Origin of the sequence: Bacillus bruguierae, from assembly GCF_037104725.1 — a bacterium.
Taxonomy (GTDB): Bacteria; Bacillota; Bacilli; order Bacillales; family Bacillaceae_G; genus Bacillus_A; species Bacillus_A bruguierae.
This window is the reverse complement of the sequence record NZ_JBAWSX010000005.1, coordinates 142,026-168,230: the sequence shown is the minus strand read 5'-3', so window position 1 is coordinate 168,230 and position 26,205 is coordinate 142,026. Positions and strand designations below refer to the sequence as shown.

The 26,205-nt window shown below is 33.7% G+C and carries 22 protein-coding genes and 4 pseudogenes; 7 read left to right on the top strand and 19 right to left on the bottom strand.

The annotated features are described in order from the left end of the window. Positions 1–488 precede the first annotated feature (488 nt). The 6 genes and pseudogenes from WAZ07_RS11165 to WAZ07_RS11140 form a co-directional block, all read right to left on the bottom strand. Entirely contained in the window at positions 489–1,115 is a 627-nt protein-coding gene (locus WAZ07_RS11165) for an ATP-binding protein (protein ID WP_336472498.1), read from the bottom strand. 212 nt (positions 1,116–1,327) lie between these two features. Then, complete coding sequence (locus WAZ07_RS11160; protein WP_336472497.1) at positions 1,328–1,603, bottom strand: hypothetical protein; 276 nt, start codon at positions 1,601–1,603, stop codon at positions 1,328–1,330. Between the two features lie 195 nt (positions 1,604–1,798). Next, positions 1,799–2,402 (bottom strand): annotated as a pseudogene (locus WAZ07_RS11155) (DUF3967 domain-containing protein). Between the two features lie 471 nt (positions 2,403–2,873). Next, entirely contained in the window at positions 2,874–3,803 is a 930-nt protein-coding gene (locus tag WAZ07_RS11150; RefSeq protein WP_336472496.1) for a hypothetical protein, read from the bottom strand. A gap of 515 nt (positions 3,804–4,318) precedes the next feature. Next, positions 4,319–5,080, bottom strand: a complete 762-nt coding sequence (locus WAZ07_RS11145; RefSeq protein ID WP_336472495.1) for a glycosyltransferase — start codon at positions 5,078–5,080, stop codon at positions 4,319–4,321. Between the two features lie 326 nt (positions 5,081–5,406). Continuing rightward, entirely contained in the window at positions 5,407–6,108 is a 702-nt protein-coding gene (locus WAZ07_RS11140) for a MerR family transcriptional regulator (protein WP_336472494.1), read from the bottom strand. A 148-nt stretch (positions 6,109–6,256) separates the two neighbouring features. On the opposite strand from WAZ07_RS11140, the gene WAZ07_RS11135 reads away from it, so the two are divergent. Continuing rightward, positions 6,257–6,751 carry a DUF6022 family protein gene (locus WAZ07_RS11135; RefSeq protein WP_336472493.1) on the top strand — a complete coding sequence of 165 codons (495 nt, stop codon included), beginning with the start codon at positions 6,257–6,259 and terminating at the stop codon, positions 6,749–6,751. A gap of 174 nt (positions 6,752–6,925) precedes the next feature. Here WAZ07_RS11135 and WAZ07_RS11130 read toward each other — a convergent pair. Then, positions 6,926–7,288, bottom strand: a pseudogene (locus WAZ07_RS11130) (DUF3139 domain-containing protein); the annotation flags it as partial. 13 nt (positions 7,289–7,301) lie between these two features. Between WAZ07_RS11130 and WAZ07_RS11125 the strand changes: the two are divergent. Continuing rightward, positions 7,302–7,611 (top strand): annotated as a pseudogene (locus tag WAZ07_RS11125) (IS4 family transposase); the annotation flags it as partial. Positions 7,612–7,641: 30 nt separating this feature from the next. On the opposite strand, the gene WAZ07_RS11120 reads toward WAZ07_RS11125, so the two are convergent. Beyond that, complete coding sequence (locus WAZ07_RS11120) at positions 7,642–8,415, bottom strand: Cof-type HAD-IIB family hydrolase (RefSeq protein WP_336472492.1); 774 nt, start codon at positions 8,413–8,415, stop codon at positions 7,642–7,644. A 457-nt stretch (positions 8,416–8,872) separates the two neighbouring features. Here WAZ07_RS11120 and WAZ07_RS11115 point away from each other — a divergent pair, with 457 nt between their 5' ends. Next, positions 8,873–10,075 (top strand): serine hydrolase domain-containing protein, encoded by a 1,203-nt coding sequence (locus tag WAZ07_RS11115; RefSeq protein ID WP_336472491.1) that lies wholly within the window; start codon positions 8,873–8,875, stop codon positions 10,073–10,075. Positions 10,076–10,620: 545 nt separating this feature from the next. Here WAZ07_RS11115 and WAZ07_RS11110 read toward each other — a convergent pair. Continuing rightward, complete coding sequence (locus WAZ07_RS11110) at positions 10,621–11,007, bottom strand: Type 1 glutamine amidotransferase-like domain-containing protein (RefSeq protein WP_336472590.1); 387 nt, start codon at positions 11,005–11,007, stop codon at positions 10,621–10,623. An 89-nt stretch (positions 11,008–11,096) separates the two neighbouring features. Beyond that, the gene (locus WAZ07_RS11105; RefSeq protein WP_336472490.1) at positions 11,097–11,444 is read right to left on the bottom strand and encodes an ammonia permease; all 348 of its coding nucleotides are present in this window, start codon (positions 11,442–11,444) and stop codon (positions 11,097–11,099) included. A 156-nt stretch (positions 11,445–11,600) separates the two neighbouring features. Between WAZ07_RS11105 and WAZ07_RS11100 the strand changes: the two genes are divergently transcribed. Together WAZ07_RS11100 and WAZ07_RS11095 are read left to right on the top strand one after the other, a co-directional pair. Beyond that, on the top strand, positions 11,601–12,047 hold the full coding sequence (locus WAZ07_RS11100) for a GNAT family N-acetyltransferase (RefSeq protein WP_336472489.1): 447 nt from the start codon (positions 11,601–11,603) through the stop codon (positions 12,045–12,047). 193 nt (positions 12,048–12,240) lie between these two features. After that, positions 12,241–13,275, top strand: a complete 1,035-nt coding sequence (locus WAZ07_RS11095; RefSeq protein ID WP_336472488.1) for an alpha/beta hydrolase — start codon at positions 12,241–12,243, stop codon at positions 13,273–13,275. Between the two features lie 800 nt (positions 13,276–14,075). On the opposite strand, the pseudogene WAZ07_RS11090 reads toward WAZ07_RS11095, so the two are convergent. From WAZ07_RS11090 to WAZ07_RS11070, 5 genes and pseudogenes are all read right to left on the bottom strand, one after another. After that, positions 14,076–14,268: pseudogene (locus WAZ07_RS11090) on the bottom strand (SMI1/KNR4 family protein); the annotation flags it as partial. A 39-nt stretch (positions 14,269–14,307) separates the two neighbouring features. After that, on the bottom strand, positions 14,308–14,475 hold the full coding sequence (locus tag WAZ07_RS11085; protein WP_336472589.1) for a DinB family protein: 168 nt from the start codon (positions 14,473–14,475) through the stop codon (positions 14,308–14,310). 222 nt (positions 14,476–14,697) lie between these two features. Continuing rightward, positions 14,698–15,900 (bottom strand): L-lactate MFS transporter, encoded by a 1,203-nt coding sequence (locus WAZ07_RS11080; RefSeq protein ID WP_336472487.1) that lies wholly within the window; start codon positions 15,898–15,900, stop codon positions 14,698–14,700. A 137-nt stretch (positions 15,901–16,037) separates the two neighbouring features. Further along, positions 16,038–16,778 carry a LytR/AlgR family response regulator transcription factor gene (locus WAZ07_RS11075; protein WP_336472588.1) on the bottom strand — a complete coding sequence of 247 codons (741 nt, stop codon included), beginning with the start codon at positions 16,776–16,778 and terminating at the stop codon, positions 16,038–16,040. After that, positions 16,756–18,522 carry a sensor histidine kinase gene (locus WAZ07_RS11070; protein ID WP_336472486.1) on the bottom strand — a complete coding sequence of 589 codons (1,767 nt, stop codon included), beginning with the start codon at positions 18,520–18,522 and terminating at the stop codon, positions 16,756–16,758. The genes WAZ07_RS11075 and WAZ07_RS11070 overlap by 23 nt, the downstream gene beginning before the upstream one ends. Positions 18,523–19,079: 557 nt before the next feature. On the opposite strand from WAZ07_RS11070, the gene WAZ07_RS11065 reads away from it, so the two are divergent. Next, entirely contained in the window at positions 19,080–20,585 is a 1,506-nt protein-coding gene (locus WAZ07_RS11065; protein WP_336472485.1) for a serine hydrolase domain-containing protein, read from the top strand. A gap of 90 nt (positions 20,586–20,675) precedes the next feature. On the opposite strand, the gene WAZ07_RS11060 is transcribed toward WAZ07_RS11065, so the two are convergent. Both WAZ07_RS11060 and WAZ07_RS11055 read right to left on the bottom strand, forming a co-directional pair. Next, entirely contained in the window at positions 20,676–21,548 is an 873-nt protein-coding gene (locus tag WAZ07_RS11060; RefSeq protein ID WP_336472484.1) for an RNA polymerase sigma-70 factor, read from the bottom strand. A gap of 17 nt (positions 21,549–21,565) precedes the next feature. Next, positions 21,566–22,849 carry a phytoene desaturase family protein gene (locus tag WAZ07_RS11055; RefSeq protein WP_336472483.1) on the bottom strand — a complete coding sequence of 428 codons (1,284 nt, stop codon included), beginning with the start codon at positions 22,847–22,849 and terminating at the stop codon, positions 21,566–21,568. A 615-nt stretch (positions 22,850–23,464) separates the two neighbouring features. Here WAZ07_RS11055 and WAZ07_RS11050 point away from each other — a divergent pair. Further along, a complete protein-coding gene (locus WAZ07_RS11050) occupies positions 23,465–24,790 on the top strand; it encodes an MFS transporter (RefSeq protein WP_336472587.1) in 1,326 nt (441 codons plus the stop codon). A 140-nt stretch (positions 24,791–24,930) separates the two neighbouring features. On the opposite strand, the gene WAZ07_RS11045 is transcribed toward WAZ07_RS11050, so the two are convergent. Together WAZ07_RS11045 and WAZ07_RS11040 are read right to left on the bottom strand one after the other, a co-directional pair. After that, positions 24,931–25,575: an alpha/beta family hydrolase gene (locus WAZ07_RS11045; protein ID WP_336472586.1), complete on the bottom strand. Its 645-nt coding sequence runs from the start codon at positions 25,573–25,575 to the stop codon at positions 24,931–24,933. A gap of 207 nt (positions 25,576–25,782) precedes the next feature. Further along, the gene (locus tag WAZ07_RS11040; protein WP_336472482.1) at positions 25,783–26,139 is read right to left on the bottom strand and encodes a hypothetical protein; all 357 of its coding nucleotides are present in this window, start codon (positions 26,137–26,139) and stop codon (positions 25,783–25,785) included. Positions 26,140–26,205: the final 66 nt, after the last annotated feature.

Below are 26,205 nucleotides of genomic sequence, written 5' to 3'. Positions count from 1 at the left end.
TGTTAACAACATTATACTGTCATTAACAGTAATGTGTTACTAACAGTATAAAATTAATATAATCTCATGTCAATTCTAAAATATACAACATGTTTTTTTATCTTTTTGATAACATGAATTCAATTGCAAATACTACCGAAGAATTGATAAAGTCAACAGAAATGAATGCGATGTCTTCTAGGGGGCCTGCCGCATGCCCATCAAGCTAACATTTTAAAGTGGCCCCATAACGAAAATTTCATCTTTTCATAGGTGTCCATGGGAATTTAGTTCATTTTTTTCGTTTTGGGGAACAACCAATTTCTTAACTTGATAGCGATGCGGCTAAACCCCTAAATAGTAAAAAGGCTTGATTTCTTGTGAAGGAATCAAGCCTTTTTTATATATTATTCAATCGCAACGATAAATGAATGATTAATAATAGGGAAGTTTTACATAATTTTCGTTATCGGGAGTCAACATATTTAGGAACCTACTAAAAATTGCCCCTAGTTAATCGTTTCTGAAATCGTATAATTATGGAAGTTATTTGATGATTTGTTCTTTAACTCAAGTCCTTTAGCAATATGAACAATTTCTTTAATAACGGAACCAACTTCTTCGTTGTCTTTAATTACAAATAGATGGTCTGCTTCACCTTCTATTGGATCTACTACATCTTCATTAAGAGATTCAGCTTGTTGTCGAATAAGAACTTCCTCAAAATTTGAATAGGCTCCTCTAAATATGTTCGTACTACGTTCGCTTTGAGTAACTCTGGCTTGGAGTACATTATCTGGAATATCAAAATTAACAAGAATACGAACAAACTGATTTTTGGTAAATAAATTTTCAAGTAAGTTTAATCGACTTTTTTGACTTCGATTTGAATTACAAACAATAAGATGTAAATCAGTATTTTTTATGGCGTAATCAACTATTAATCGAGAGATAGAGTGTTTAAGAGTATTAGGTCCTTGTTTCGGCTGCAATTTTTCATAAAAAGTATTTATAAATTCTGCGTGGTTGTCTTGGTCCATAACAAAGGAGTTAAATAACTCTTTTTCTAGTGCTTTTGCAAATGTAGTTTTCCCACTATGAGTTTTACCTACTGTCATAATCACTAATCTTTTCACAACTTTAACCTCCGTTGAAATTTGCTTCTTTGGATATTTAATTTTATCAAATTAAATATCCAAAGAAGCAATAAATATCATATTCATGTAAGGTTAACATAACCCCACTTATCGGTAGTATCCAAAAAAACTCAGAGTTCTCATATGACTCTAAGCTTTACTTTTATATGAAGTTTATTTAAATTAAAGCCTCGTTAGTGAATTAGTAATTTTCAGAGGAAATATTTAATACTCTGAGAAAATAAAAAATAAAAAGCAAAAATTACTAAACCTAAATCAATTAATGCTAACTTCTTATTTCCTTCTTTTAAACTTATAGTAAAACCATAAATACTTCTAACCATCCAAAAAGCTATCAAAAATAACCCACCAAAGTGGTCATTTGTATAATTTTCATCAAAAAACATTTGGAATGCACCTAAGAGTAATAAAATAAGTACGATATTAGTTCCAACCCTTAAAGCCCTATTTGATTTATTATTTTTCAATTTATCATCCCCAACTCAAAACTCTCTCTTAAACTATCCTGCTTTTTAGCAACCAATTCTAGTTCTTCAGACATAATCTTAATTTAAACTATGTTCTCCCTCCCCATATAACATTAAAAATTATACCATTATTATTGGATTTATTTTCCTAAATTTTTAGAGATAAAGGGAAATAATTAATCAAATTTCAAAAGATTATTTCCAAAACTCATACCATTTCTTCTCTTTACCTGCTGCAATCATCTTCTTAACTTCCTGAACTTCCCTTATTGTTTGCATGAGCATCTCATCACGGCCCTGGTTCTTTACTATGTCTTCGCTAGTATTCGTCGCTATAATAAGTGCCTGGGATTCCTGTATCGTTTGTATAGCGCTCAATAACTCTGATTTTCTTTGTATAAATCGCTGGTCTTGCTCAGTTAATCGTTCAGTTAATTCCTGGAGCAACTCATTTTGTTTTTCAATGATTTCTTTTTGATCTTGAATCATCGTCTGTAGCGTTGAAATCCGGTTCTTCATAGCGCTCAACTTCATGTCGATCCAATGGCAACACTTCAACACCTTGATGCCATAATACAATTTGCTTTGTGGCATTTTCTAGTGTCATATCTGTGTCGTTCTTTAGGTTTATAACCTTACGAAATACCATTACATCACTTTCTCTATATTTCCTATGCCCACGCTCGTTTTTTATGAAAGTGTAGCCCTCTTTTTCTAACACGTCTGCACACTTACGTAATGCAAATAATTGGATACCTAATTGCTCCGCCACGTCACTAGGACTATAAAACGTCTTCATAGCGTTTCACCTCAAAAATATATTCGCTATAGCAATGATATTTTTCCTAGTAATTCACGTATCACTTGTTTTCATTTATACAAAATTTTGTACTAATACTGGACATTCATAAACCTGAAAAAACCCTAGTATCTCTACAATGTATAAAATCATGCATAGTATGATAGAAAAAGAAAACGCACAAATCCAATGTTAGAAAAGGTTTGTGCGTTTTTCTTGCTTCTCATAATGTTGCGTTATGCAAACTTCACATGTATAACATATACACCTTTCTTTCCTAATAAAATAAAAACCTATTAATTGTATAGATGAAAATAAACACTATTTTTTCCCATGTATGTATAAAAAGCGAGCTAATATTAGCTCGTTTTTTATTTCTATCATCAACCAATGTTTGTCTAGAAAAAGTAGTAATATTAGATTCTTTTATGGAATCATTCACTACATATTCAGCAGTAAATAAAATAATAGTTACGGCGGGCAATCCATAATGTTAATAGCTAAGATAATCGCTGCTCCGAAAGCAGTAGCGGTAACCGTTACTAGCCCAGGTCCATTAGTAGCTGTGAAAGTAGCCGTAAAATTGCCAGATAGATCTGTAAGAGCAGGATTAGGAGCTATAGTACCAAGAGCAGGATTATTTATTGTAAAGGAAACTGATGTACCTGGTGGTGGAGGACTTCCATTCACCAACACTTGACCAGTAAGAATCCCGGTATTAGACCCTGTTCCAAGAGAACATATCGAGCCTGGACCAACCAAGGTAATAGTTGTCTGACAGTTATTAATAGTGATAGTGACGGTATTGCTGCTTGCTCCCAAAGCAGTAGCGATAACAGCTGCCATTCCAGGTCCATCAGTAGATGTGAAAATCGCAGTAAAGTTGCCAAATGCATCTGTAAGAGCAGGATTAGGAGCTACGGTACCAAGAGCAGATACTATAAAGGAAACCGGTGTACCTGCTGGAGGGGGACTTCCATTCACCAATACTTGACCAGTAAGAATCGAGGTATTAGGCCCTGTTCCAAAAGCGCATATCGTAGTTGGATCAGCATTCAAGGTAACAGTTACTGTAGACGGAGGAGGAGGAACAGTTGCTAATAGATCCAGAACATTTTCGAATTTGAACTCAAGCAGCATTTCCTTTTTGATGACGTCACGAAGGGTTCCTTGCACACGCTTGTTAATATCAAGAAGATTGGATATCGTAACCGTCGGAGGAACGAGGGTTCTTCCTCCCGGTAATGTTCCGAGAACAAATTGAATCTCCTCTGCTTTAGCATTGATAATGTGAGACAAAGCTAATTCTTCTAGGGCAATAGAGCTTAAAAGCAACGGAATCGTCTGTGCAGTAGTAATAGAAATAGTGGGTGTGATATTAGGGATGTTTGGAAAAGACAAGATTATTCACCTCCTTTATCGTTAGATTGTAATAAAAGAAATAAGAGAGTAGGAGCTTGTACAACTATTGTTCTATATATTTTATTCAAAAAAATATTTGAAAGACTGCATACTTGTCCATGTGTAGAAGTAGATTTTTAGCTAAAAAAACCCTTTTTTATTTAATTTATGACGCACCCACAATCTTAGTGGGAACGCATATTATCAATCCAATAGTCCTCTAGTTGTTTATAAAAAACATTGCTAAATTCATTCTGAGACATTTTTTACTTTTCTATTAACGAGAATTATGTAAAAAAGCTAGCATGAATCTAGCTTTTTTTAATCACGGGTGTCTTAATCTCTTTATTTATCATACTTCGAATGTATACTTTTGCTGGTGATTTTGCTAAAAATAGCTAAAGTTGATAAGGCTAATGAAATCAATATTTTGAATGTAAACTAATATTCAAAAGTTTACATTTATCTTGTTTTACTAGTTCATTTGATGATGATTTGTTTAGGAATTTTCACAGTTATCTTTCTTGGTTATCATAATATGTTTTATCTGCGTATTTTTTATCATTTCCTTTTAGATAGGCTAAGATTACTTTTGGATTTTTAAGTAAAGACCAGTCTCCATATTTATCAAATCTTCTGCATGAAGTTATCATTCCATTTTTAATTGTACCGAATTTCTTATTATTTTGCTTTCCCCATTCTTTTAACCGTTTAGCGAAATCTGCATCCTCTGCCATAAGCATGTTTTCATTAAAGCCTTTGATTGCCATAAAGTCTTTTCTATAGCACCAAAAAATCCCTACAGATATAGCTCCATACTTAAAAAATAAAGGGATTATTATTAAAATTGCGGAAAGGAATATTCCTAAAGATATTCTTTCAAACTTCCCAGTTACCCCACCGCCAATGTATTTACCTGAAGCTAAATATTTATCTACATTAGACAACATAGACTCTGTCATTTGGGTATCAGCGTCTATAGTAATGATTATTTCTCCACTAGCTATTTGGGCCCCTGCATTTCGGATTTTGGATAAGTTTTTATCGTTATTTTTTAATGTAATACAGTTATAAGATTTTGCTATTTCTTCTGTTTTATCTGTACAACGATTTAAAACAACTATGACTTCAGTTTGATTTTTATATGCCTCTGATGCCTTTGCAATTGAATCCAAACATTTTCTAATGTACTTTTCTTCATTGTGTGCAGGGATTATAATAGAAAACTTCACATCTTTTTTAAAATTGACTCCTGAAGATTCGTTTGTTTCAGTCATAATATTCCCCCTTATTTTATAAAGTAAATATCCATTATACATAACATATATTAACATTTATTAACGTTTATTAACATTTATTAGGTTGTATTATAGAAACTGAAGGTAAACTATTATTTAACAGTTTACCTTGGAGTATTTAAAAAATAACATAAATTGTAGTGGATTAGTGTATCTCAATGATTCTACATGGAATGTATCTAAGCTGAACACAAAAGAAACCCTTCTAATTCGTTTAGAGGGATTTCTTTTGTTTATAATAAATCAATCTTATTCCCCCTTTTCGGGGATTTGGGCAAAATTACCCTATATTAATATTTTCTTAGTTATTTTAATCCTAACTTTGCACATAATCGATACAAAAAGTATAGTCCATGTAACTGTTCTTGATTACGTTTATTTAAATGCTGTTGGCACTCCTCGACAATGCTTTTTGCCCCTTCAATATTGTATTCCTCCAAATTTCTAATAGATTTTTTTAATTGAACAATTTCGTGTGAATACACAGCGTTTTGCGTAAGCTTCATTAACAAAATTTTAATAAACTGATATGAATTAAAGTAGCGATAATTATTTTCACCTCTCTTTGAATTAACATATCTCTCTTTTTCCCAATATCGTATAGTAGAAGTAGAAATTTTTGTTTTATTTGCTACCTCTCCAATCGTCATTAGGTTATTTTCTATCGATTGAGAATCAACGATATTGTTTAAGTCTTTTATTATTCTAGTAGCTAACTCTTTTTCTTGATAGGTGACTGCTTGTATCTCGTTGATTATCCAGAGTGCAGAATTCAGATTTTTTTGTTGCAGTTTTTTTAATACAGCTGTTGTTATCTCCATTCCAAACCCGGGTGACATGGCTACTATACATTCAAAATATGCTAAATGTTCCTCCGTATAGATTCGATATCCTGTACCCAACCTTTCTGTGGTTGGGATAATCCCCCTTGTTTCGTAACTTCTTAAAGTGCTAGTACTTAAATTTAACCTTTTCGCAATATCAATAGGCCTTATATTATTCTTCATTCTTTTTCATCCCTATCAACTTTAAATTTATTATAAAGTTTATCGTTTAATCCCCTCTAAAATAAGTATATACAATTGAAAACTTTATAATTGGCTTTAATGTTATAAGATTAAGAAGTAAGTAACAAAAAATGATGGAGGGATCTAAGTGTCAAAATTAAACATTCAACCCGAAATGTCAATTGAAGAGTTAGGACAAAAAGTATCTGGTTATCTAAAGGACCATTGGGAAGAAGTTCTTGCAAATACCATTGAGGAACTCCAAAAATTATTTCCTGAGTATGAAGATGCCACGTATGGTATGTACTTAGATAAACTACTTCCCCCAGCATGGAAAGAGCTTGAGAAAGCAGGTTTTCAGTCTGCTGAAAAAATAAAAGAAGATGACTTTATTATTGCTGGGTGCTTAAATTTTAGAAATTCTATTGAAAAAGCAAAATGGGGAACGCCTGATCATGAAAAGCGTATCTTTTGGATTGTCATTGAAAACCGAAATAAACAATTAATTGGTACTTTTCTTTTTGAATTATCTCATTCTCATGTAAATTTCAACCTCCCTTCAGCTCCAAAACTAATGACTTTTACAAGTACTGAAAGAAATGAAATTACCAAAAAAATTCTAAGCCTAAACGAAAATTCTTGATTAATGTAACAAGAGGCTGTCTAAAAAGGGCTTGCCCCATCCAACAAGCAACAATATATGGAACTACCTACTATTTAAATTCCTATAGTTAAAATAAAGTAACTAAAGCATTATGAGAAATGGGGAGGATTGAAAATGGGAGATCAAATGTCTCCCTCCCCCTTTTAATTATTTTTAAAAAGTGCATTTACCATTTTTGCAACTGTATTGATAAGCTTTTCCCTCATTATTCATACGGTATACGTAATGAGATTCTTTATCTTTCTTAAAATCTACGAAAGCTTCTGCACCATTTTTATCATCATCTACATCAATAAATTGAATGTATCGTATAGAATAATCTTTTTTCTCACTCAATCCTCTTTCTTTTAAGTTTTCATGAATGCCATCTACTAATTGGTCGAAAAGCGACCAATTTAAATTAAGATTTCCAAATGATTCAGTGTGTTTCCCTAAAATACTATTGTCTTGTATTATTTTTTTATTTTCATCGTAATTATAAAAGTATGTAACATATGGTTCATTTTTAAACACTACCTTTGAAAGTGTCTGCCATTTGTATGGACAACTGATTGCCATTCTACTCTGTTCTTCTGTCATGTTTCAAATTCGGCAATTACTTCTTATGAAAAAGAAACAAGAACTGAGTGAGTATAAGGCCATATATGATGAAAGATTATTTTCTTCTTCTTTTCCAAGCTATACAGAAAGACACCCAAGAGCTATCAAAGGTTCTACTTCGCCTATTCAACCTCCTACAGCAAAACGGACGAAAATCTCATAGGTATGAGAAGAAAACAGTCTTTGATATATTAGGTGTCGTTTACAATTGTACCATGTCTGATAATCAAGCGGCTTAAATCAAAAAAATGATCGTTATTTATTCATACTTAAATAATTCCGTACTTTCTAAGAGCAAAGTCGATTCCATCTTCACTTGACTCTTTCGTGACGAAATCTGCAACTGCTTTTAATTCTTCATTCCCATTTCCCATAGCAATCCCAAATCCTACTAATTCCAACATGTCTATATCATTTCCACCATCCCCAAACGCAATAGCCTCTGATTTATCAATGCCAAAATACTGTAAGACACTCTTAATTGCTAAGGATTTGGATACTTCTTCTTGTAAAACATTTAAAACAAAAGGATGCCATCTGCTAAATGTTAAATGTGGGAACTTATGAATGTATTTCTCTACTGTTTCATCAGTAGCATATAAACACATCAAATAGACCTCTTGATTATAAATATGTTTATCTATAGTTGGATAAGCATTCAATGACAACGTTTCATTCAATGCTTTTAGTATTTCTTTATCTTCTACACCATTCATACTAAAATCTTCTGTAAAAAATGAGAGCCCATTATTCTCCATATTTGCAAATTCAACCACTTCTCGAATGATATTTTTATCCATTGGTACTTTATGAAGAACCTCTTGATTGTGCTTCACATAAGCTCCATTTGCTGTAATGAATGTATCTACTCCTAATTTTCTTATTTCATCGCACATAGATAACGGTCTTCCTGTTGCTGCAACCACCCTTAATCCTTTATTTTTCAGTAATTTTATAGCTTCTTTCGTATTATCTGAAATACTACCATTTTCATGATGTGTAAGGGTTCCATCAACATCAAAAAATACAATTTTATAATCCATAAAATAACTCCTTTACAAATCAATACATAAATCAGAAGATAAGTACCTAAAAGTAAAAAACAGAAAATTATGTACTCTAATAATATAAGACCAAATACATTAATTAGCAATATTTCTAAAAATAAGAAAAACATGACACGTTGTAAAATAAAATGAAATGTTTAACCTTTAAGTCTCGATAACTCTCAAATATATAATGGTTATCATCGTAAAATCCTACTTGAAGTTTTGATCTTGCGGAGGCGCAATTTAACATATATGTAAAAATAAGTGTTACTTTGTAGTGTTTCTCCATACCCTTTTAATAACAACTGAATATATATACATTCTATATTCAAAATTAACCTTATGTTACTTTATTAAGTTAAGCATAAAGGATTTACATATTTTGGTGTTGTATTATTATATATAATAAATATTTTATTTGTCCTAATTTGAACAGTAAGGGGATATGACAATGGAACAAGCTATTCATATTGACGGTTTTGTCAAACCTGGATTTGAAAAAATCAAACAAGTATTTATAGAAAATTTTACAGATCGTGAAGAATTAGGGGCAGCTTGCTGCATCTATTACAACGGTGAGTGTGTTGTTGATCTATGGGGTGGATATTGTAATCATCTTACAAAAGAACTCTGGCAAGAAGATACAGCCGTTCTCATATTTTCTGGAACAAAAGGTTTCGCTTCTCTTGCTCTGGCCTTAGCTCATTCAAAAGGTTATATAGATTACGAAGAAAAAGTATCTACTTATTGGAACGAATTCGGGGTAAACGGAAAAGAAAACATCACAGTTCGTCAACTACTTGGACACGAAGCTGGTTTATGTTGTATTAACAAATTACCACTATATACACTGAGTGATTTCGATACCAAAAACGTTGCTCCTTATTTGGAAACCATGAACCCAGCTTGGGAACCTGGTACAAGACATGGCTATCATACTTGGACAATCGGTTGGTATATAAGTGAATTAATTCGTCATGTAGATCCAAAAGGAAGAAATCTAACTCAATTTTTCAATGAAGAGATTGCACAGCCTTTACAAGCAGAAATGTATATTGGTATCCCCTCTTCATTTCCAGATGAACGAATAGCGACTATTAAAGGAATTCAATCTATCTTTGACATATTTAAAAGTTTTGGTTCTTTCCCCAAAAGCTTACTATGGGCATTTATGAATCCAAAATCCTTAGCAAAACGCAGTATGGTGGATCCAAAAGGATTACTAGCGCATGATAATTTCAACAAAAGAGAATTACGAGAAATAGAATTCCCATCTGGAAATGGTATCGGTGTAGTGCGTGATATGGCAAAAATATATAGTGAATTTGCTAATGGTGGTCCCATATTAGGTTTAAGCCCATATACTTTAAGCGAACTATCAAAACCACCTGCACAAACGGGCGGTGGCTGGCGTGATGCTGTCCAAACCATTGACACCGCTTTTTCATTAGGTTTTTTCAAACCGTTAGAAACAGGTTCTCACTACGGAAATTCCTCATGCTTTGGTCATCCAGGCGCGGGTGGCTCTTTATGTTTCGCTGATCCAATAAATCGAGTTGGCTTTTCTTATGCGATGACACACGTTGGTATGCAAATGTTTGATGATCCTAGAGAAACAGCGATTCGCAAAGCTTTTTATAAAATAATTCTATAACAACGGTGTAAAATCCGTAATATATGTTCAATATAATTCAACTAAATTCACATAATTTACAAATCATTTTTTCACTTCCTTTCATAGAAATGGATCCTATTAATTGTATTAGTACTAGAATTACTTCTTAGGTCAGATCAATGCCAAAGAGTCATTTTATCCAAGTCAAGATAAAATACCTTTTGTTATAATAGGAAAATTTTTATATCAAGATTATTAATGAGTACCATATAAACTCTCCTTATATTACATCACTATTATGCAAAATAAGAACTACTGTTAAGTATGAGAATAATAGGGTTACACAAATAATAAACCTGGCCAATCTCCATTGACTTATCATATATAGTCTCAAAAAATAATAAACACTCAAAGTAAAAAATTACTTTAAGTGTTTATTATTTTTCTTGTATACATTCCACCAACATTAGCAACATACTTGTTACACTTTTCAATCGTATCTCTACACCAGCGAAACCAAGAAGGAATTTACTCAAATAAGAAGATAGAATTACACATTATACAGATATTAATTTCACATAAAATTATATGTTGAAAACTTTGGAATGATAAATAGATATATCATCTAACAACCTCATTTTCTTTTCTTTGAGGTGTATAAGTGCGTCATTAGGTAAACCGTAGACCATATTATCTGGATACTCATAAATATATTCAGTGATAATAGATTCTTTTTCTTCTGTGTAGTGTGGAAAAATTTCAAAGTCAAACAAACATAATCCTTTATCATTTTCTACTATATCATTCTCTAATAAAGTAGCTATTCTTGTTGATTTCCCCATTATTATTGCACCTGCACTCATTCCAATAAGAATTTTCCTACTTAAGATGAACTCTCTAATTATTTTGTCAAATCCCCTCTTTTTAATCATCCTATAAAAATAACTCGTTTGTCCTCCAGATAAATGAATAGCATCACAATAAACTGGTTATCTCTTCAATTGCAACGAAGTTAGTTCGCAAAATATGAAAACAGCAATTTCGCTCATCATCGCTAATATTATATAATTTGATAAAAAATAGCTCCAAGTGTTCCTGCAGAACAAATAATAATTCCCACATTTCGAATACTCACAATTTGATTACTACTCCCACTCAAGCATGTAAATAACCCCGTTAAAGCAAACAAACTCCAGTACATAACAGTTGGAATCGGAATAAGTTTCTCCATATCGATACCCATTCCTAAGAAAACAAAAGGCATAATGATAAATGAACAACAAACAATTCCTGATATGATAACGAGTAATTTGCGATACTTAGCCCCTGCTATAATTAAAAAGATTCCTCCAATAATTCCACATAATATAAGTATTGGCATAAAGAAAATCCAAAGTAAAATTTGCATATATAAAGTCTCTCCATATCATACATTTTATTTTTTGGCTGTGCTAAGCGTAAACCTACATCTAAATTGTACCAAAAAAGTATTTCTTAGGATATGATTTAGATGTAACAATATTTCAAACTATTTATATATCAATGTGAACAGAGGAGGAGTTATATGATTCGCGAAGCTGAATCAAAGGACAGTAATGCAATTGAAAATCTCTATAAAATATTAGCACCGCACAGTAAAAACATTAAGGTTTTGCCAGAAAGAATTGAACAAATTAGGAATGATGCCAATAACTTTTTGTTTGTTTATGAGGAGCATGGCAAGGTGAAGGGAAGTATATTTATGACTTTTTGCCTTGACCCTGGATATCAATTTCGACCATATACTGTTGTAGAATATGTGATTGTAAATGAAGAATTTCGAGGGAATGGAATAGGTGAAAAATTATTGAAACATGTAGAACAGCTATCAATTGCAAGAGAATCTACAAGAATTATTTTATTAAGTAGCGCAACTAGAGTAGAAGCACATAAATTCTTCACGAAAAATGGCTATAATGGAACCATAAGCAAGGGATTCAAAAAATACATACCTATTCAGTCAACTCCCTAGGTAATTATTTATCTAAGGGTATTTTCTTTTTAACTAACGGGGCAGGTTCGTTCAAAAAGCAGTAATCTCTTTTTATTAATTGTCAGTAGATATTTTTACAAATAATGTAACCCATATTTATTTCAACTGTGTTAAAGTGAAAAGGTAATAATTTACTTTCGACAAATAAACACATTAAGAAGAAAGGGGTCATATGAAAAATATAAAAAAATTAATAAAATGTATCGGAGTAATTATTATCATATTACTAATCATAGCACTTTTTTTCCCTACATGGACTTCGCATATAAAAGGTGATAACAGTATAAGTACATTAGAACAAGTAGAGATAAATGGAAGTAATCATGAAATTATGATACGTGGCAAAAATAAGGATAATCCAGTTATTATTTTTGTACATGGAGGACCTGGATGTCCGGAAATACCGTATGCCGATAAGTACCAAGACTTATTGGAAAACAATTTTACGGTTGTTAATTACGACCAAAGAGCAAGTGGAAAATCCTATCATTTTTTTGAGGATTATTCTAATCTTTCATCAAACTTACTCGTAGAGGACTTATTAGCTATGACGGATTATATATCAGAACGTCTTGGCAAAGAAAAGGTAATACTAATTGGTCATTCTTATGGTACATATATTGGAATGCAAGCTGCCTATAAAGCTCCTGAAAAATATGAAGCATATGTTGGTATTGGACAGATGAGTGATACAGTAGAAAACGAGATTGACAGTTTGAATTACTCTATTAATCAGGCTCAAAATGATGGCAATACGGATGATGTTTTATATTTACAAGGGTTAACTGAAAAAATCAAAAATGGCGATACGTTTACTCCACGAAATTATGTTATGAAATATGGTGGGAGTTCAAGACTTATTGATAATCCCGATGGTAATAACATCAGTATGTTATTTAGTAGTGAGTATAATTTATTAGATGTAATCCGTTATAACTATGGGTTAGCCTATTCACAAAAGATTTTGTTAAAGGAAGTATTGAAAAATCCATTACCTACTTTAGTAACAAAACTTAAATTACCGTGCTATTTTATCATGGGTAAATATGACTATATGACTTCATCTAATGCAGCAAAAAAATATTTTGATATGATTGAAGCCAATAAAAAAGAATTTATTGCTTTTGAGAAATCAGCTCATTATCCACAATTTGAAGAGAAGGAAAAATTTTATGAATGGATGTGCGATACATTTATCCCGCATTAACGGGCAGTAAGACCCCCCACCTCAATATTCAGAGAGAATCGAAGAAGATAGGTGGGGGATAAATTCAAGATAAAGTCATCCCTTCAAAGGTTTCTTGTTCATCTATTGAATATAATTAGAATTTTCAGTACAATAAATATACATATATGGTATTTTATAGGAGGGTGTCAATGAGAAACTTCATTGTAATGTTCTTTTCTATTCTGCTTTCAAATCTCATTTCCAAATTCATATATTCTTATATCGGCCTGAATTACAACGTATTTCAGGATAAATTCGACATTTTATTATTCACAATTGATTTCGGGATTTATATCATCATTTTTCTATCAATATACTCTCTTTTACGTAGATTGACAGATAAAGAAAAACATTGAATTGCTCTACTCCTTTTCTTATTTTATCCAAAGAATTTTGTAGTCTTCAAATTAACAAATGATGAGGTGAAATAAAAATGAAAACATGTCCCAAATGCCATAGCGAAATAAAGAAAAGAACCCTCTTTTTATGAAACAACACTCATAAGCTTGTTTGCCCAAACTGCGATACAACATTACATGCAACAAAAAAATCTTTTCTGATCTATGTTCTATTTCATTTACTAACTTGTTTATTAATTTTTATAAGCCCAATGACGAATACATTCCTTATCCTTGCCATATGGATCTTAATTTCAACTTTGATAATTCAACCGGTTGCTTTTTTCTATGAGGAAACATAACATCCTTTTTCACACACGTTTATTATTTTTCATTTTAAAAAAAGTGCTCGATTCACGAATAAGCACAAGACAATTATCAAATAAATTCAATGAAATTATTCGCTATTTTATATCCGTGTCCGTCTCCATCATCATGACTAAGGTAGAACTATTGGAGCATCATTACTATGATTCAAATCAAACGCTAAGTAATCTCCATTTCCCACTTCACAAAAAGCTAACTTGTTATGCCAAACCACATCATATTCATCTTCTAGATTTGAAAAAGCCTCAACATTATTTTAAATCAATAATAGCATTAAGAAATAGAACTAAATTCTTATATAATCCCTTATTAATAAATCAGATGAAACAGGCTTTAAGCCAATTTCTCGTAACCAAACAGACAACTGTCCAATGTGATGAATTTCATGAGTAATGATATGACGAATAATTCTTTCATAAGTAAATGAAAATAAATTACCACTCTTACTTCTCATAGGAATCAAGAGCATACTACTCTAAAAAGCTCTCTGTCACTGGTCTGGTTATATTAGAAAAAATCCCCACATCACTTAGGCTAGAAATCGTAATTATATCCTTAATTAAATTTAAAAATCATATATATTTATAAGTATGAATAAGAAGAGGGATTTACTTTTCATTAGAAAAGCGAATCCCTCTTCTTTTATCTTTAAACTTTAAATAAAAATGAAACATGCTCACGCTGCACTGCGATAATTTTCTTGTTTTTCTTTTTGCTGACTAGGTGGTCGAATTAAAATAGCGATAATAAATGACACGACACACAATGCGCCAATCACCATAAAGGTTGGTTTAAATCCGCCTAGAATTGCACCGATAAAGGAACCTGCGAGTGCTCCAAAACCAAAGCCTTGATACACGATACCGTAGTTTTTACTATGATTTTTTAGACCGAAGAAATCACCAACAATGGCTGGAAAAATCGTGATATTTCCACCAAAACAAAAAGCTACGCTTGCTACACATGCGAAATAGATACCATAATTTAAATCCACAAAACTGAGAACAAAAACAGACATAGCTATAACGACAAACGTTGTGGAAATAATTTTTAAACGGCCAATTTTATCTGACAACGGTCCCAAGATGATTCGGCCAACCGTATTAAAGATCGCAACCATAGCGACAGCATTAGCTGCTGTTGCTGCGCTAAGCCCTACAAGTTTAACACCGATATCTTTTACCATACCAATTAAGTATAAGCCACTCATACATGATGTAAAAAACATAATAAATAACAGATACACTTCTTTTGTGCGTAGCATTTCTCTTATTGTAAAGTCATGACTTTTTGTTTCATGAACTGTATCTTGTTCAGCCGCTTTATGGATAAAACAAGCGCCTATCACTATCATAACTGCGACAATTAAGCCCCAATATAAAAACGCTTGTGATACACCAACTGAAGCAATGAACTTTGCGTTAATGTATTTAAAAATTAGGCTACCCGCGCCATATGCAGAGACAGATATACCAGAAATTAAACCTTTACGCTCTGGAAACCACTTTATTAAATTGGATAGTGAAGTGATATAAGCTGTACCATCTGCGTAACCTACAACAACGCCTGCTAGTACATAAAGCATTGGTAATGAGGAAACTTGCGAACTAAGCATCAACCCAATTCCTAAGGCTAATCCAGCTATCATAATGAGTTTACGAAGTCCCCATTTCTCTTGTAATTTACCCGCAAACAAAGTTGAAAATGCTAAAGAAAAGCTAGTGATTGAGAAAGTTATCGCAACAGCGTTAAGACTCCAGCCGTATTTACTCACTAAAGGCTGATTGAATAAGCTCCATGTATATATCGTTCCAAGTCCCATTTGGACAATGACTGTACCGAGGACAACAAGCCATGGATTAACAGATGAACGTTTCATATCATCCTTCCACCTCTTTCGATTTGATACCGTTATTGTATAGGATGTAAACGATTGTGTAGGTGCTTACAACACAGGGCGTCAAATATATGAAATCAGTTACAGAAAAAGAAGGATGAAATGCAAAAAGCTGCTTGTTAAATACAAAGCAGCTTCTTTAATTCTTTTGCATATGTTCGGCTTACAGGCACTTTTGAATCCTCTTTCATAATTAAATTATACGTAGAGTTAAACCACGGCTGAATTTCAGAAATATGGTTTACATTTACGATAAAACTGCGATGCACACGCAGAAAATTCACTTGTGGCAATTTTTTTTCTAATATGGCAAGCGTATCGTTCGTCACATACGTATCACAAATCGTTTTCACAATTACTTTTCCGTCTAACAATCCAGCATATACGATATCTTCTATATTCACTAATACAATCGATTCATCAATCAGCAGCGCTAATTTTTTCATTCTGCTAGATCCATCTGACGCATGTATTTCTTGTTTCTCTTCCATTTCATGTTGCTTTCGTTTTTTAAATTTCTTAATCGTTTGGACAATGCGCTCTTCGTCAAACGGCTTTAAAATATAATCTAAAGCATCTACTTCAAATGCCTGAATGGCATATTGATCATAGGCCGTTGCAAATACAATAGCAGGCGGCTTTTTCATCTTCTTTAGTATATTAGCAATTTCAAATCCATTATCATCCGACAGCTGAATATCTAAAAAAACAAGATCTGGTTTACTTTCTATCAACTTCTCTAACGCTTCTTCTACACTGTCTGCCTCATCAATAATATCGACTTCTTTCGTTCGATATAATAAATATTTTAATTCGTCACGCGCCAACATTTCATCATCAACTACTAATATTCTCAATATCGCTTCCTCCTTTTCTTTGAATTGGAATCATAAAGGACATCTCCGTCCCTGCTTCTAGCTCACTAACAATATGAAGTGTTGTATCTTTTCCAAACAAGCCCATTAACCGTTCATTAATATTATATAATGCTGTTCCCGTTCCTTTTTTTGACGATACAATTGCTTTTCCTAACCGCTCTAATCGTTCTGGTTCAATCCCTTGACCGTTATCTTTTACTTTGAAATGTACGCTGTTTTGCTTGGCATAAACATGAATTTCAACTTGACATATAGGCTGTTTTTGAGAAAATGCATGACGAAGAGCATTTTCTACTAATAATTGCAGCACAAACGGTGGAAGCAAAATATTATGCAATTCATCTTCAATATACATTTTCACTTCATATTTATTCGGAAATCTTGCTTGTTCTAACGACAAAAACGCATGCACATGATTTAATTCTTGTTCCAATGGAATAAGAAGCTGCCTTGCACCTTGTAAATTGCAGCGAAAATATACGCTTAGCTGTAACAATAATCTCCTTGCTTTCTCTACATCTGTACGACATAAAGCAGAGACTGTATTAATCGCATTAAAAAGAAAATGAGGGTTAATTTGTGCTTGCAGCGCCTTTATTTCCGCATCTTGCAACAATTTACTTTGCAGTTCTGCTTCTCCAAGCTCAAGCTGCGTTGAAAAGATTTTCGCTAATCCTTCTGCCAGCTCCTCCTCTACGGGGCTTAATGAATTGGGATTTTTAAAATAAAGCTTTAACGTACCGATGGTCTTTCCACGTGATGTGAGCGGAATCACGATTGCAGCTTGTAATAAACACCCTCCATGCTGACAATTAATCTCTTCACGCGACTTTGCTTTCATAATCTCCCCGACCTTTAACACCTCTTTTGACAATTCAGTAATTAAGCTATGGGAAGGAATATGATGATCAGATCCTAATCCAACATGTGCTAATATTTTTTCTGTATCTGTTAAAGAAACTGCATCTGTTCCTGTAAAGTGATGGATAATTTGCGCCACCTGCGTACATGATTCTTCCGTTAATCCTTGGCGAAAATACGGAAGTGTTTTATCAGCAATGCGCAATACTTTATGCGTTTGTAATGCCTTCGCATGTTCTTCTTGTCGTAACATGGACTGAATCATTGACAATAGAATAAAACTTCCGAAACCATTTACGATAATCATTGGAATTGCAATTGTTTTCACAATGCTCCAGCCGTCATCGATTATAAAAAGAATCATAAGCATTTCCAGCGATACCATACAGATGCTAAGCACCGAAGAAAACTTAGGGGTCACAACGCGATTTCGTTTTTGATATAAATAGCCAATATAACCTGTCACAATCCCAGCTAAAATTGAAGAGGCTGCACAGCTCAATGCAGTCGTTCCCCCTAGCATATAACGATGAATGCCAGCTATAAATCCTACTCCTATTCCAACAATTGGACCTCCAAGTAACCCGCTAATCCCAATTCCCATAATACGCGTATTCGCAATCGTACTAGAAGAAGAGACACCCCGCAGCCAGTTATCATTCAAAATCGTATTACCAGAAATCTCAATCCCTGTGTAGTTGCTTACAATTGTAAATAATGAAAATATGCCAATTAACATAAAGCTACCTTTATAACCATCTTGCTTATGCAGCAGCCAACGGAACGCCTTAATATGTGAAAGTGAATATCCTAAAATAACGATTAAACCAACTCGTTCAATCATCATCAATAATAAATCTCCCATTTTATGTCCATCCTTCATGTATTTTCATTCAATATATTACATCATTATGTCTATACCGTAAACGTCAATAAAATCCAAGTTACACCATAAAGATTGATTTTAGAGTTACTTTTTGTTCACTTCATTTTTCACAGCGGATTACCACTTTAATTAACAGGCTAATAAACATGTTAATAGTTACAAAAAATACGGGTTTTTGATAACGAATCTTATTATTTTATAACAATTTACCTTGCACTCTATGACAGAAACCTTGTGACTATGCTTTATACAAAGTGACAAATTTGTAAGAATACAAGCTTAATTTGTAAGACAGATACATGTCTTCTTTAACCATATTCTTCTAAAATATTTAAATATCCGTTCCATTTTTATAGTCCTTCACGCCCGTCTCTCGTTTATGTTGTATACAAAAGACATATGATCTAGTACACCAACAATGTATAAGGAGGAATTAAAGTACATGAAGACATTTACGTGGCAATGCAAACGATTTACTTTTATGTAGCCAGCAACAGCTATATGAAAAGCATAAATTTAATCAAGGAGAATCGGTAATGAAACCAGCAGTAAGACTTTGTATGTTAATGATTGCTATAATTCTGGCGGTTAGTGGCTTCATACCCAAAATAGCTAACGCTGAATCAAGTGAAAAAATTCAAAAGATCGAACAGTTTGTTGAAGAGCAAAGAAGCATTAGTAAAATTCCAGGGATATCGTTAGTTATTGTAGAGAAAGGGAAAACGGTTTATCAAAAAGGCTTCGGGTACGCTGATGTAAAGGCGAAAACACCTGTGACCTCTAATACGTTATTTGAAATCGGATCTACAACGAAAGCATTTACAGGTCTAGCCATTTTACAATTAGAAAAAGAAGGGCTGTTAAAACAATCAGATGATGTCCGGAAGTATATCCCATGGTTAGAGTTAAAATATAATGGAGAACCGCAGACGATTACTTTGAATCAGCTGCTTCATCATACCAGCGGGATAGCTTCTAATTCTATAACACAAATTCCTGAAAGTAATGCAGATAACGCCCTTGAGTTAACCGTAAGAAAATTACTGAATCAGCAATTAAACCGAAAGCCAGGTAGCTCTTTTGAATATGCGACAATCAATTATGATATACTGGGACTTGTTATCGAGAGCGTAACGAAGCAACCCTACGATATATATATGAAAAAACAGATATTAGAGCCGATCGGTATGAAAGACTCGTTCGTTGGGTTGCATCAAGTTCAGTCCACTGAAATGGCTTCTGGTTATAAAAGAGGATTTATGAAAGAGCAGTATTACACGCCGCCTATTTATCGTGGGAACATACCAGCGGGATATCTTATCAGCAATACGAATGATATAGCGAAATGGATGAAACTACAATTAGGAAACGATCCGAGCAATACAATCGACAAGCAGCTCATTCAAGAATCGCATATCCCTGATCAGTCAGTGGAGCCTTTCGATAAGGATACCTACTATGCCAGCGGATGGGCAGTTATAAAAAAAAACGAAAAACAATATATTTTCCATGCCGGAGAGAATCCAACATTCACCTCATATTTCATCATGCAGCCCGATGAACAATTAGGGGTAGCAATTCTGTCCAATATGAATACGAACTTTACAACAGCCATAGGTGAAGGCGTGATGGATCTATGGGAGGGAAACAATGTTACTAATCATCATTCCGATAACTATCAAAAGTTGGATAGATTCGTGACTATCCTATGTATTGTAGTCGGCTGTTTGGGTTTATTTTTTATCCTACTATCGCTAAGAATAATACGGAAGCTCGTTAGAAAACAACGAGTTAGGACATCATTAAACGCAAAGAGGATCTTGTTATTATCCATTCATACGTTGATTGTAGCTGCAATCTTGACGCTTACAATCATGTTTCCGAAAATTTTACTTGGAGGATGGTCTTGGGCATTTATTAAAGTATGGGCTCCAACGACGATTCCAGTGTTTACTTATAGTGTTATAACAGTAAGTATCATTTATTATTTGTTTGGATTATTGCTTGTTTTCACCAAGAACATGAAATTAAAGACGAAATAGATTTCACCTAAACAACTTCAGCAATAATGAAGTAAGTAGAATACAAGGTTATCCAAAACATCATTTTTTATTGATGTTTTGGATAACCGCTTAAATATTTTCGTTTAAACGGCTAAGCTTATCAGGATTCGCCACCATGTAAATGGAATTGATTTTCCCTTCTTTAAACTCAAATGAAATTACGTAAGCTAGGTAACCGTTAATCATAACAACAATTCCTGGTCCACCGTTAACCTTTTTAAATTTGAACAAAGCACCTTCAGGTAACCTTTTAATTACATTCAAGAATAGGTGTGAAATTCGATCCGCAGTATAAATGGGTTTAAGTGCAGTTGTAACTTTCCCACCACCATCTGCATAAAAGATTGCGTCTTTCTGCATCATTTGAATCATTTCTGAAATTTCACCGTTTTGCAATGCCGCAGTGAACCTTTCTACATAGTTACTAAATTGCTGATAATCTTGTTGGTAAACATTCGGTTCATATACAAGGCCTTTCTTTGCTCTATGAAATATTTGCCGACAGTTTGTGCTGCTTTTATCCACCATAGAGGCAATCTCATCATATTCGTATTGAAAGACTTCTCGTAAAAGAAACACCGCTCTTTCAACTTCAGATAACTGTTGCAACAACATTATATAGGCGGTGGATAAAGATTCCTTCATAAAATATGAATTAGCCGGATCATCAAGGTAATCTTCCACAATCGGTTCAGGAAGCCATGTGCCCACATAAGTTTCTCTCTTGTGGGCAGCAGACCTTAAGTGATCAATACAACAATTGGTCGTAATTTTACACAAATAGGCTTTTACGCTTGTAATGGACTTAGAATCTTTAAGTTTTGCAAAAGTAACGAATGATTCATGAACAATATCTTCTGCATCCATCACACTTCCTAGCATTCGATATGCCAGAGAAAAAAGCAGTGGCTTGTAATCTTGATAAATTTGTTCTAATTCCATCTTCTTTTTCTCTTGATTCATACTAACACCCAATCTTTTTTCAATATGTGTAATGCTGCACGTTTCGCGCTTGCAACAGCTGCATCGACCAATAATTCCTCGTCTCCTGCCCAATCTCCTGCTATATAAAGGCCCTTTATTTCTGGAACTGCTGGACCTGGTTTTTCCGTTCTACCGGTATGAGGAAAATTATGCACAACGGTTATTTTAGGTAAATATTGCTGTTCGACCACTTCTTTTTGCCAGCCTGGATGAAGCAAATCCATTGTATGTTCTAATTGTTGTTTATCTGTTCGAGAATCTATCGAAATTCTATTCAAATCATGATATTTAACCAAGGAAACTACGGATGTTCCGTCATTACTCAGCTTCGCGGCCCTGGATTGATTTGTAAAGGCGACTGGTTGGTCAAGCCCCAGCACAAATTGATGATTTATATTAGGTAACGTTTTTAATCCTAAATCGTAGCAAGATGCGGTTACAGGAATTGCTTCCTCCTTCCAACGATACAGGGAGGTTTTTTCAACATGGGGCACAAGACGACATGCTTCGTTAGGAGATGTTGCAATAATCACACTTTCTACATCAAACGATTCTCCATTCGTACAACTCACTCGTTCAACTTGGCCATTGTGGTCAATACTATTCACATTCATAGATTCAAGAAGTTTAACACCAAAACTAACAGCTTTAGACCTTAATTCGGTTACAATAGATTCCCAACCATGGTCGACATAGAGAACACCTTCTTTTATCCCCCTCTGGATCTGCCTTACAACTGGGTGAGCTAGCTGTATACTTGGAGCATATGTTAGAGTGGTTAATCTACATAATGCATAAAAGAAGTGGCGCACCATTGGATCAATGATTTCCCTTTCTGCCCAAGCTTGCACGCTTTCATTTGAAACCGAATTCACATCCATTTTACTGAGATGAAACATAAGCTTTGCAAGACGGACCTTCCCTAAACCATTAAGAAATTGCTTCGAAAATAAGGAACGTAAACCCATCGGTACTTGATAAACCTCATTTTTCCAAATAACATGTGCACCCGTAGACGGTTCATTTCCCTTGATTGTAATCCCGAGTTCATCAAATATCTTCATTGCTTCACCGCCTTTATAAAGGGCATGTGCACCTAGGTTCATGAGAACGCCATTTTTATTAATGGTCATCGACCGTCCTCCGTATCGGTCTGATTTTTCAAGCACCACTACCTTCTTACCTTCCTTTGCTAGAAAAAGAGCAGCTGTTAATCCAGCAAACCCACCACCAATAATGGCAACATCAAATTTATTCATTTAAATCCCTCCTATTCTTTTCATTAATCAAGACGTATAGAGGGTTTCAATTGTGACAAAAAAACTTAATTTATGAAAACTTTTTTTGGCCGAATATACGAACCAGTTTACCTGTGGGCTATATTCATTATTGGACATATGGTGGCACAATTCGCAGATACTACCTTTACTTGCGGTATCCATCATGTAAATAGTTATTTCACAATCTTGCCCTTTAACGGAACAACTTTATGTCACTCAACTAAAGGGCCAGGTTGTTGAAGATAAAGAAAAAATAAAAATAATTATAGAAATGGATACAACCAGCATCGCGCGATATTCAAGGAGATGAGAATATCTCTAGTTAATATCTATACATTGTCTTTTATATATAAAATAACTATGATAAAATATTGAATAGATTATTTTTTCTAAAAATTCAAATACATTTTAGTTAAGGTGGTGAAATACTTTGGAAAGATCGTAATGGAGGGTTTTTTAAAGCATATGTTTTTGTCTTACATAACAAATGGCACTTTTAATCTGCTTTTTTATTACTATATTTGATTCACAAAAAATGATATACAAAACACCTACTACAATTGCACTACAAGATCTATAAATGGGGGACACATGATGAAGAATAAATATAGATATTTTATCATTTTTATGATTGTTCTTATGACGATTATTAACTATATCGATCGAGGCGCCATGTCTTACGCACAAGCTGCCATTATTAAAGAATTCAACTTGAATCCAGTAAGCTGGGGAGCAATTCTTGGCTACTTTGGATATGGGTACATATTTGGCGCTTTATTTGGCGGAGCGCTTGCAGATAAAAAGGGACCGAAATTTATGTGGATCCTAGCAGGTACGAGTTGGTCAATCTTTGAAATTGGAACGATTTTTGCTGGGCAATTGGGCGCTGCACTATTTGGCGGTTCAGCATTAGCTGGCTTTGCTGTGTTTCGTGTATTGTTCGGTTTTGCAGAAGGTCCTACACTTTCAACGATGAATCGTACCATGGCAAACTGGGTATCACCAAAGGAAAAAGGATTTGCGGTCGCACTTGGATTAATTGGAACACCCGTCGGTGCTCTCATTACCGCACCAATTGTTGTTGGTCTTCTCTCTGTTACAAACTGGAAGGTCACATTCATTATTTTAGGCGTTGTCGGGTTACTATGGGTATTTGTATGGGCGAAAGTGTTTACGGATTTACCAGAAGATCATCCGAACGTATCAAAAGAAGAATTAGAAGAAATTCGAAGTACAGATGGCTTGCTTGATGGGGAAAGTCAATTAGAAAATAAAGAACAAACCCAGATCCCTTGGTATCATTTTTTCAAAAACCCTTCCTTAGTCATGAATGCCATTGGATATTTTGCGTTTTTATATGTGAATATTTTACTACTTACGTGGACACCAAAATATCTACAAGATGAATTTGGATTTTCATTAGCTTCGCTTGGGTTTTTAGGAATGATCCCATGGATTGGTGCGATATTCACAGGACTGCTTGGCGGGAAAATTTCTGATAAAATACGAGAAAAAACAGGGAATTTGCGCCTAGCAAGATCTTGGTTTACCGTTGCTTCTTTATTTTGCACAGCGGTTTGTTTTATGCTGATTCCAGCTGTAAAAAGCCCTGCGATGGTACTCACTTTAATGTGCATTGGGAATGCATTCAATTACTTACCTAACTCAATTTACTGGACGATTGTATTAGATACAGAGCCCAATAAGGCAGGTACATTTGGAGGTGTTACGCATTTCATTGCCAATCTTGCGACAATCCTTGCACCGACCTTAACAGGAAGCCTTGTTGCAAAATATGGATATCAAGCCATGTTCCTTGCTGCCGCGATTGCAGTCGTTATTGGTATGCTGGCCATGGTATTTGTGAAACCAGGAAAACAGCAATCTTCGTCTCAAGGTGCTGAAAGTTTAAAAGCATAATAAAGCAGTTCTTCTAATAGTAACGGGTTCGGATTTGAAGTACAAAATTAAAAATGACCATTCAAAAATAGGTGCAATTAGTACCTATTTTACATTTATTTAGCAATTAAATTTACACTTTTGATAATATCAGTTTATCACTAATTTGTCCTAACGGTTTCTTGAAGTTTTTCCATTATCCTTGATAAAGCTAAAATTGAATTTGTTGTTTCAAGTTCTCCAACATTTAAGGAATGATTTGCATTTTGAATTACAGCAACTTTTAAATTCGCTTTACTTAATTGGTCAATTTGATTTGCATTGTAATAATGATCTTTATCCCCGATAACGAAAAGACCTTGATGATGACTATTCAAGATTGAGTCAAAGATTGAATCAAAATTTATTAGAGGAGTAAATAAAATCATTTTTGACTTTAGGAATTCTTCTCTCTTCATTAAGTCATTCGCGATTGGTATTGTTCCGAGTGATTTTCCTAAAAAAATAGAATTGTTATATTGTCCACTTTTTAAAACATCGAAAATCACAGGATTAATATCATCCATCATTATTTTTGTTATCTTTTCAATATTATTTTTCGTTGGTTGCTCATTATAGGAGTAATGGATCTGGACAATATCAATTTTATTTTGGAGCATTGCCATTGTCGCGTAATAAAACAATGGTTTATCGTAATTGTAACCTGAACCTGAAAACATAAAGCAAATCGTTTTGAAACCCCTTTCTATATGTGTATAACGAATCGTCTTGTCGTTTGTTTGTATCTCCTTTTTATTTCCTTTCATCATTGCTCCCTCCGAAACTTTTATAATTCCATAACATAAATTACCGTTTTTTTTGAAAATTGTCCTCTTTACAACAGGATGATTTATCGGAAATACATTTTATCCTGTATGTCAAAAACCTTTTTATCGATTCAAACATTGTGAGTATCTGCTTTCTTGTTTATCCGTTGATTATAACCATGCATTCATATTCTCAAAAGTTACTAATTAATCTATATCTTCTATGGAATAGAAGCTTAGTTCAATACCATCTACACAATCATATTTTTGATTTAATCTGTGTTCTATTTTTTTCACCCAATTTAACTGTAGTTTATTAGGGCGTTGCTTGGTAACCGCTATTGTATCTAAATCAGCCACACCTTCAATGCCTATCCCTTTTGGAATTGATCCCCTTATGTATACACTATGTAAATCATCTTTGAGATAGGTAGAATAAGCATGAATCACATCATGTATTGCAGGTAAAAAAATAGGATTGATTTTCTTCTTATCCGACTGGTTGATCATATATCCATCTTTATCTGTAATACATAAGCTTCCGATTTCTTTAATAGTAGTCATTACACTGCCCCTTATTACCTATAATTGCTGCAATGAAGATAAAAATGGACCTACACCTCGCTGCCT

What these genes read in the sequence shown, in the direction of transcription:
- WAZ07_RS11145 (WP_336472495.1), bottom strand. Translation starts at nt 5,080, where the DNA reads ATGACTGAAACAAACGAATCTTCAGGAGTCAATTTTAAAAAAGATGTG.
- WAZ07_RS11140 (WP_336472494.1), bottom strand. Translation starts at nt 6,108, where the DNA reads ATGAAGAATAATATAAGGCCTATTGATATTGCGAAAAGGTTAAATTTA.
- WAZ07_RS11120 (WP_336472492.1), bottom strand. Translation starts at nt 8,415, where the DNA reads ATGGATTATAAAATTGTATTTTTTGATGTTGATGGAACCCTTACACAT.
- WAZ07_RS11115 (WP_336472491.1), top strand. Translation starts at nt 8,873, where the DNA reads ATGGAACAAGCTATTCATATTGACGGTTTTGTCAAACCTGGATTTGAA.
- WAZ07_RS11105 (WP_336472490.1), bottom strand. Translation starts at nt 11,444, where the DNA reads ATGCAAATTTTACTTTGGATTTTCTTTATGCCAATACTTATATTATGT.
- WAZ07_RS11100 (WP_336472489.1), top strand. Translation starts at nt 11,601, where the DNA reads ATGATTCGCGAAGCTGAATCAAAGGACAGTAATGCAATTGAAAATCTC.
- WAZ07_RS11095 (WP_336472488.1), top strand. Translation starts at nt 12,241, where the DNA reads ATGAAAAATATAAAAAAATTAATAAAATGTATCGGAGTAATTATTATC.
- WAZ07_RS11085 (WP_336472589.1), bottom strand. Translation starts at nt 14,475, where the DNA reads ATGAGAAGTAAGAGTGGTAATTTATTTTCATTTACTTATGAAAGAATT.
- WAZ07_RS11080 (WP_336472487.1), bottom strand. Translation starts at nt 15,900, where the DNA reads ATGAAACGTTCATCTGTTAATCCATGGCTTGTTGTCCTCGGTACAGTC.
- WAZ07_RS11070 (WP_336472486.1), bottom strand. Translation starts at nt 18,522, where the DNA reads ATGGGAGATTTATTATTGATGATGATTGAACGAGTTGGTTTAATCGTT.
- WAZ07_RS11065 (WP_336472485.1), top strand. Translation starts at nt 19,080, where the DNA reads ATGAAACCAGCAGTAAGACTTTGTATGTTAATGATTGCTATAATTCTG.
- WAZ07_RS11060 (WP_336472484.1), bottom strand. Translation starts at nt 21,548, where the DNA reads ATGGAATTAGAACAAATTTATCAAGATTACAAGCCACTGCTTTTTTCT.
- WAZ07_RS11055 (WP_336472483.1), bottom strand. Translation starts at nt 22,849, where the DNA reads ATGAATAAATTTGATGTTGCCATTATTGGTGGTGGGTTTGCTGGATTA.
- WAZ07_RS11050 (WP_336472587.1), top strand. Translation starts at nt 23,465, where the DNA reads ATGAAGAATAAATATAGATATTTTATCATTTTTATGATTGTTCTTATG.
- WAZ07_RS11045 (WP_336472586.1), bottom strand. Translation starts at nt 25,575, where the DNA reads ATGAAAGGAAATAAAAAGGAGATACAAACAAACGACAAGACGATTCGT.
- WAZ07_RS11040 (WP_336472482.1), bottom strand. Translation starts at nt 26,139, where the DNA reads ATGACTACTATTAAAGAAATCGGAAGCTTATGTATTACAGATAAAGAT.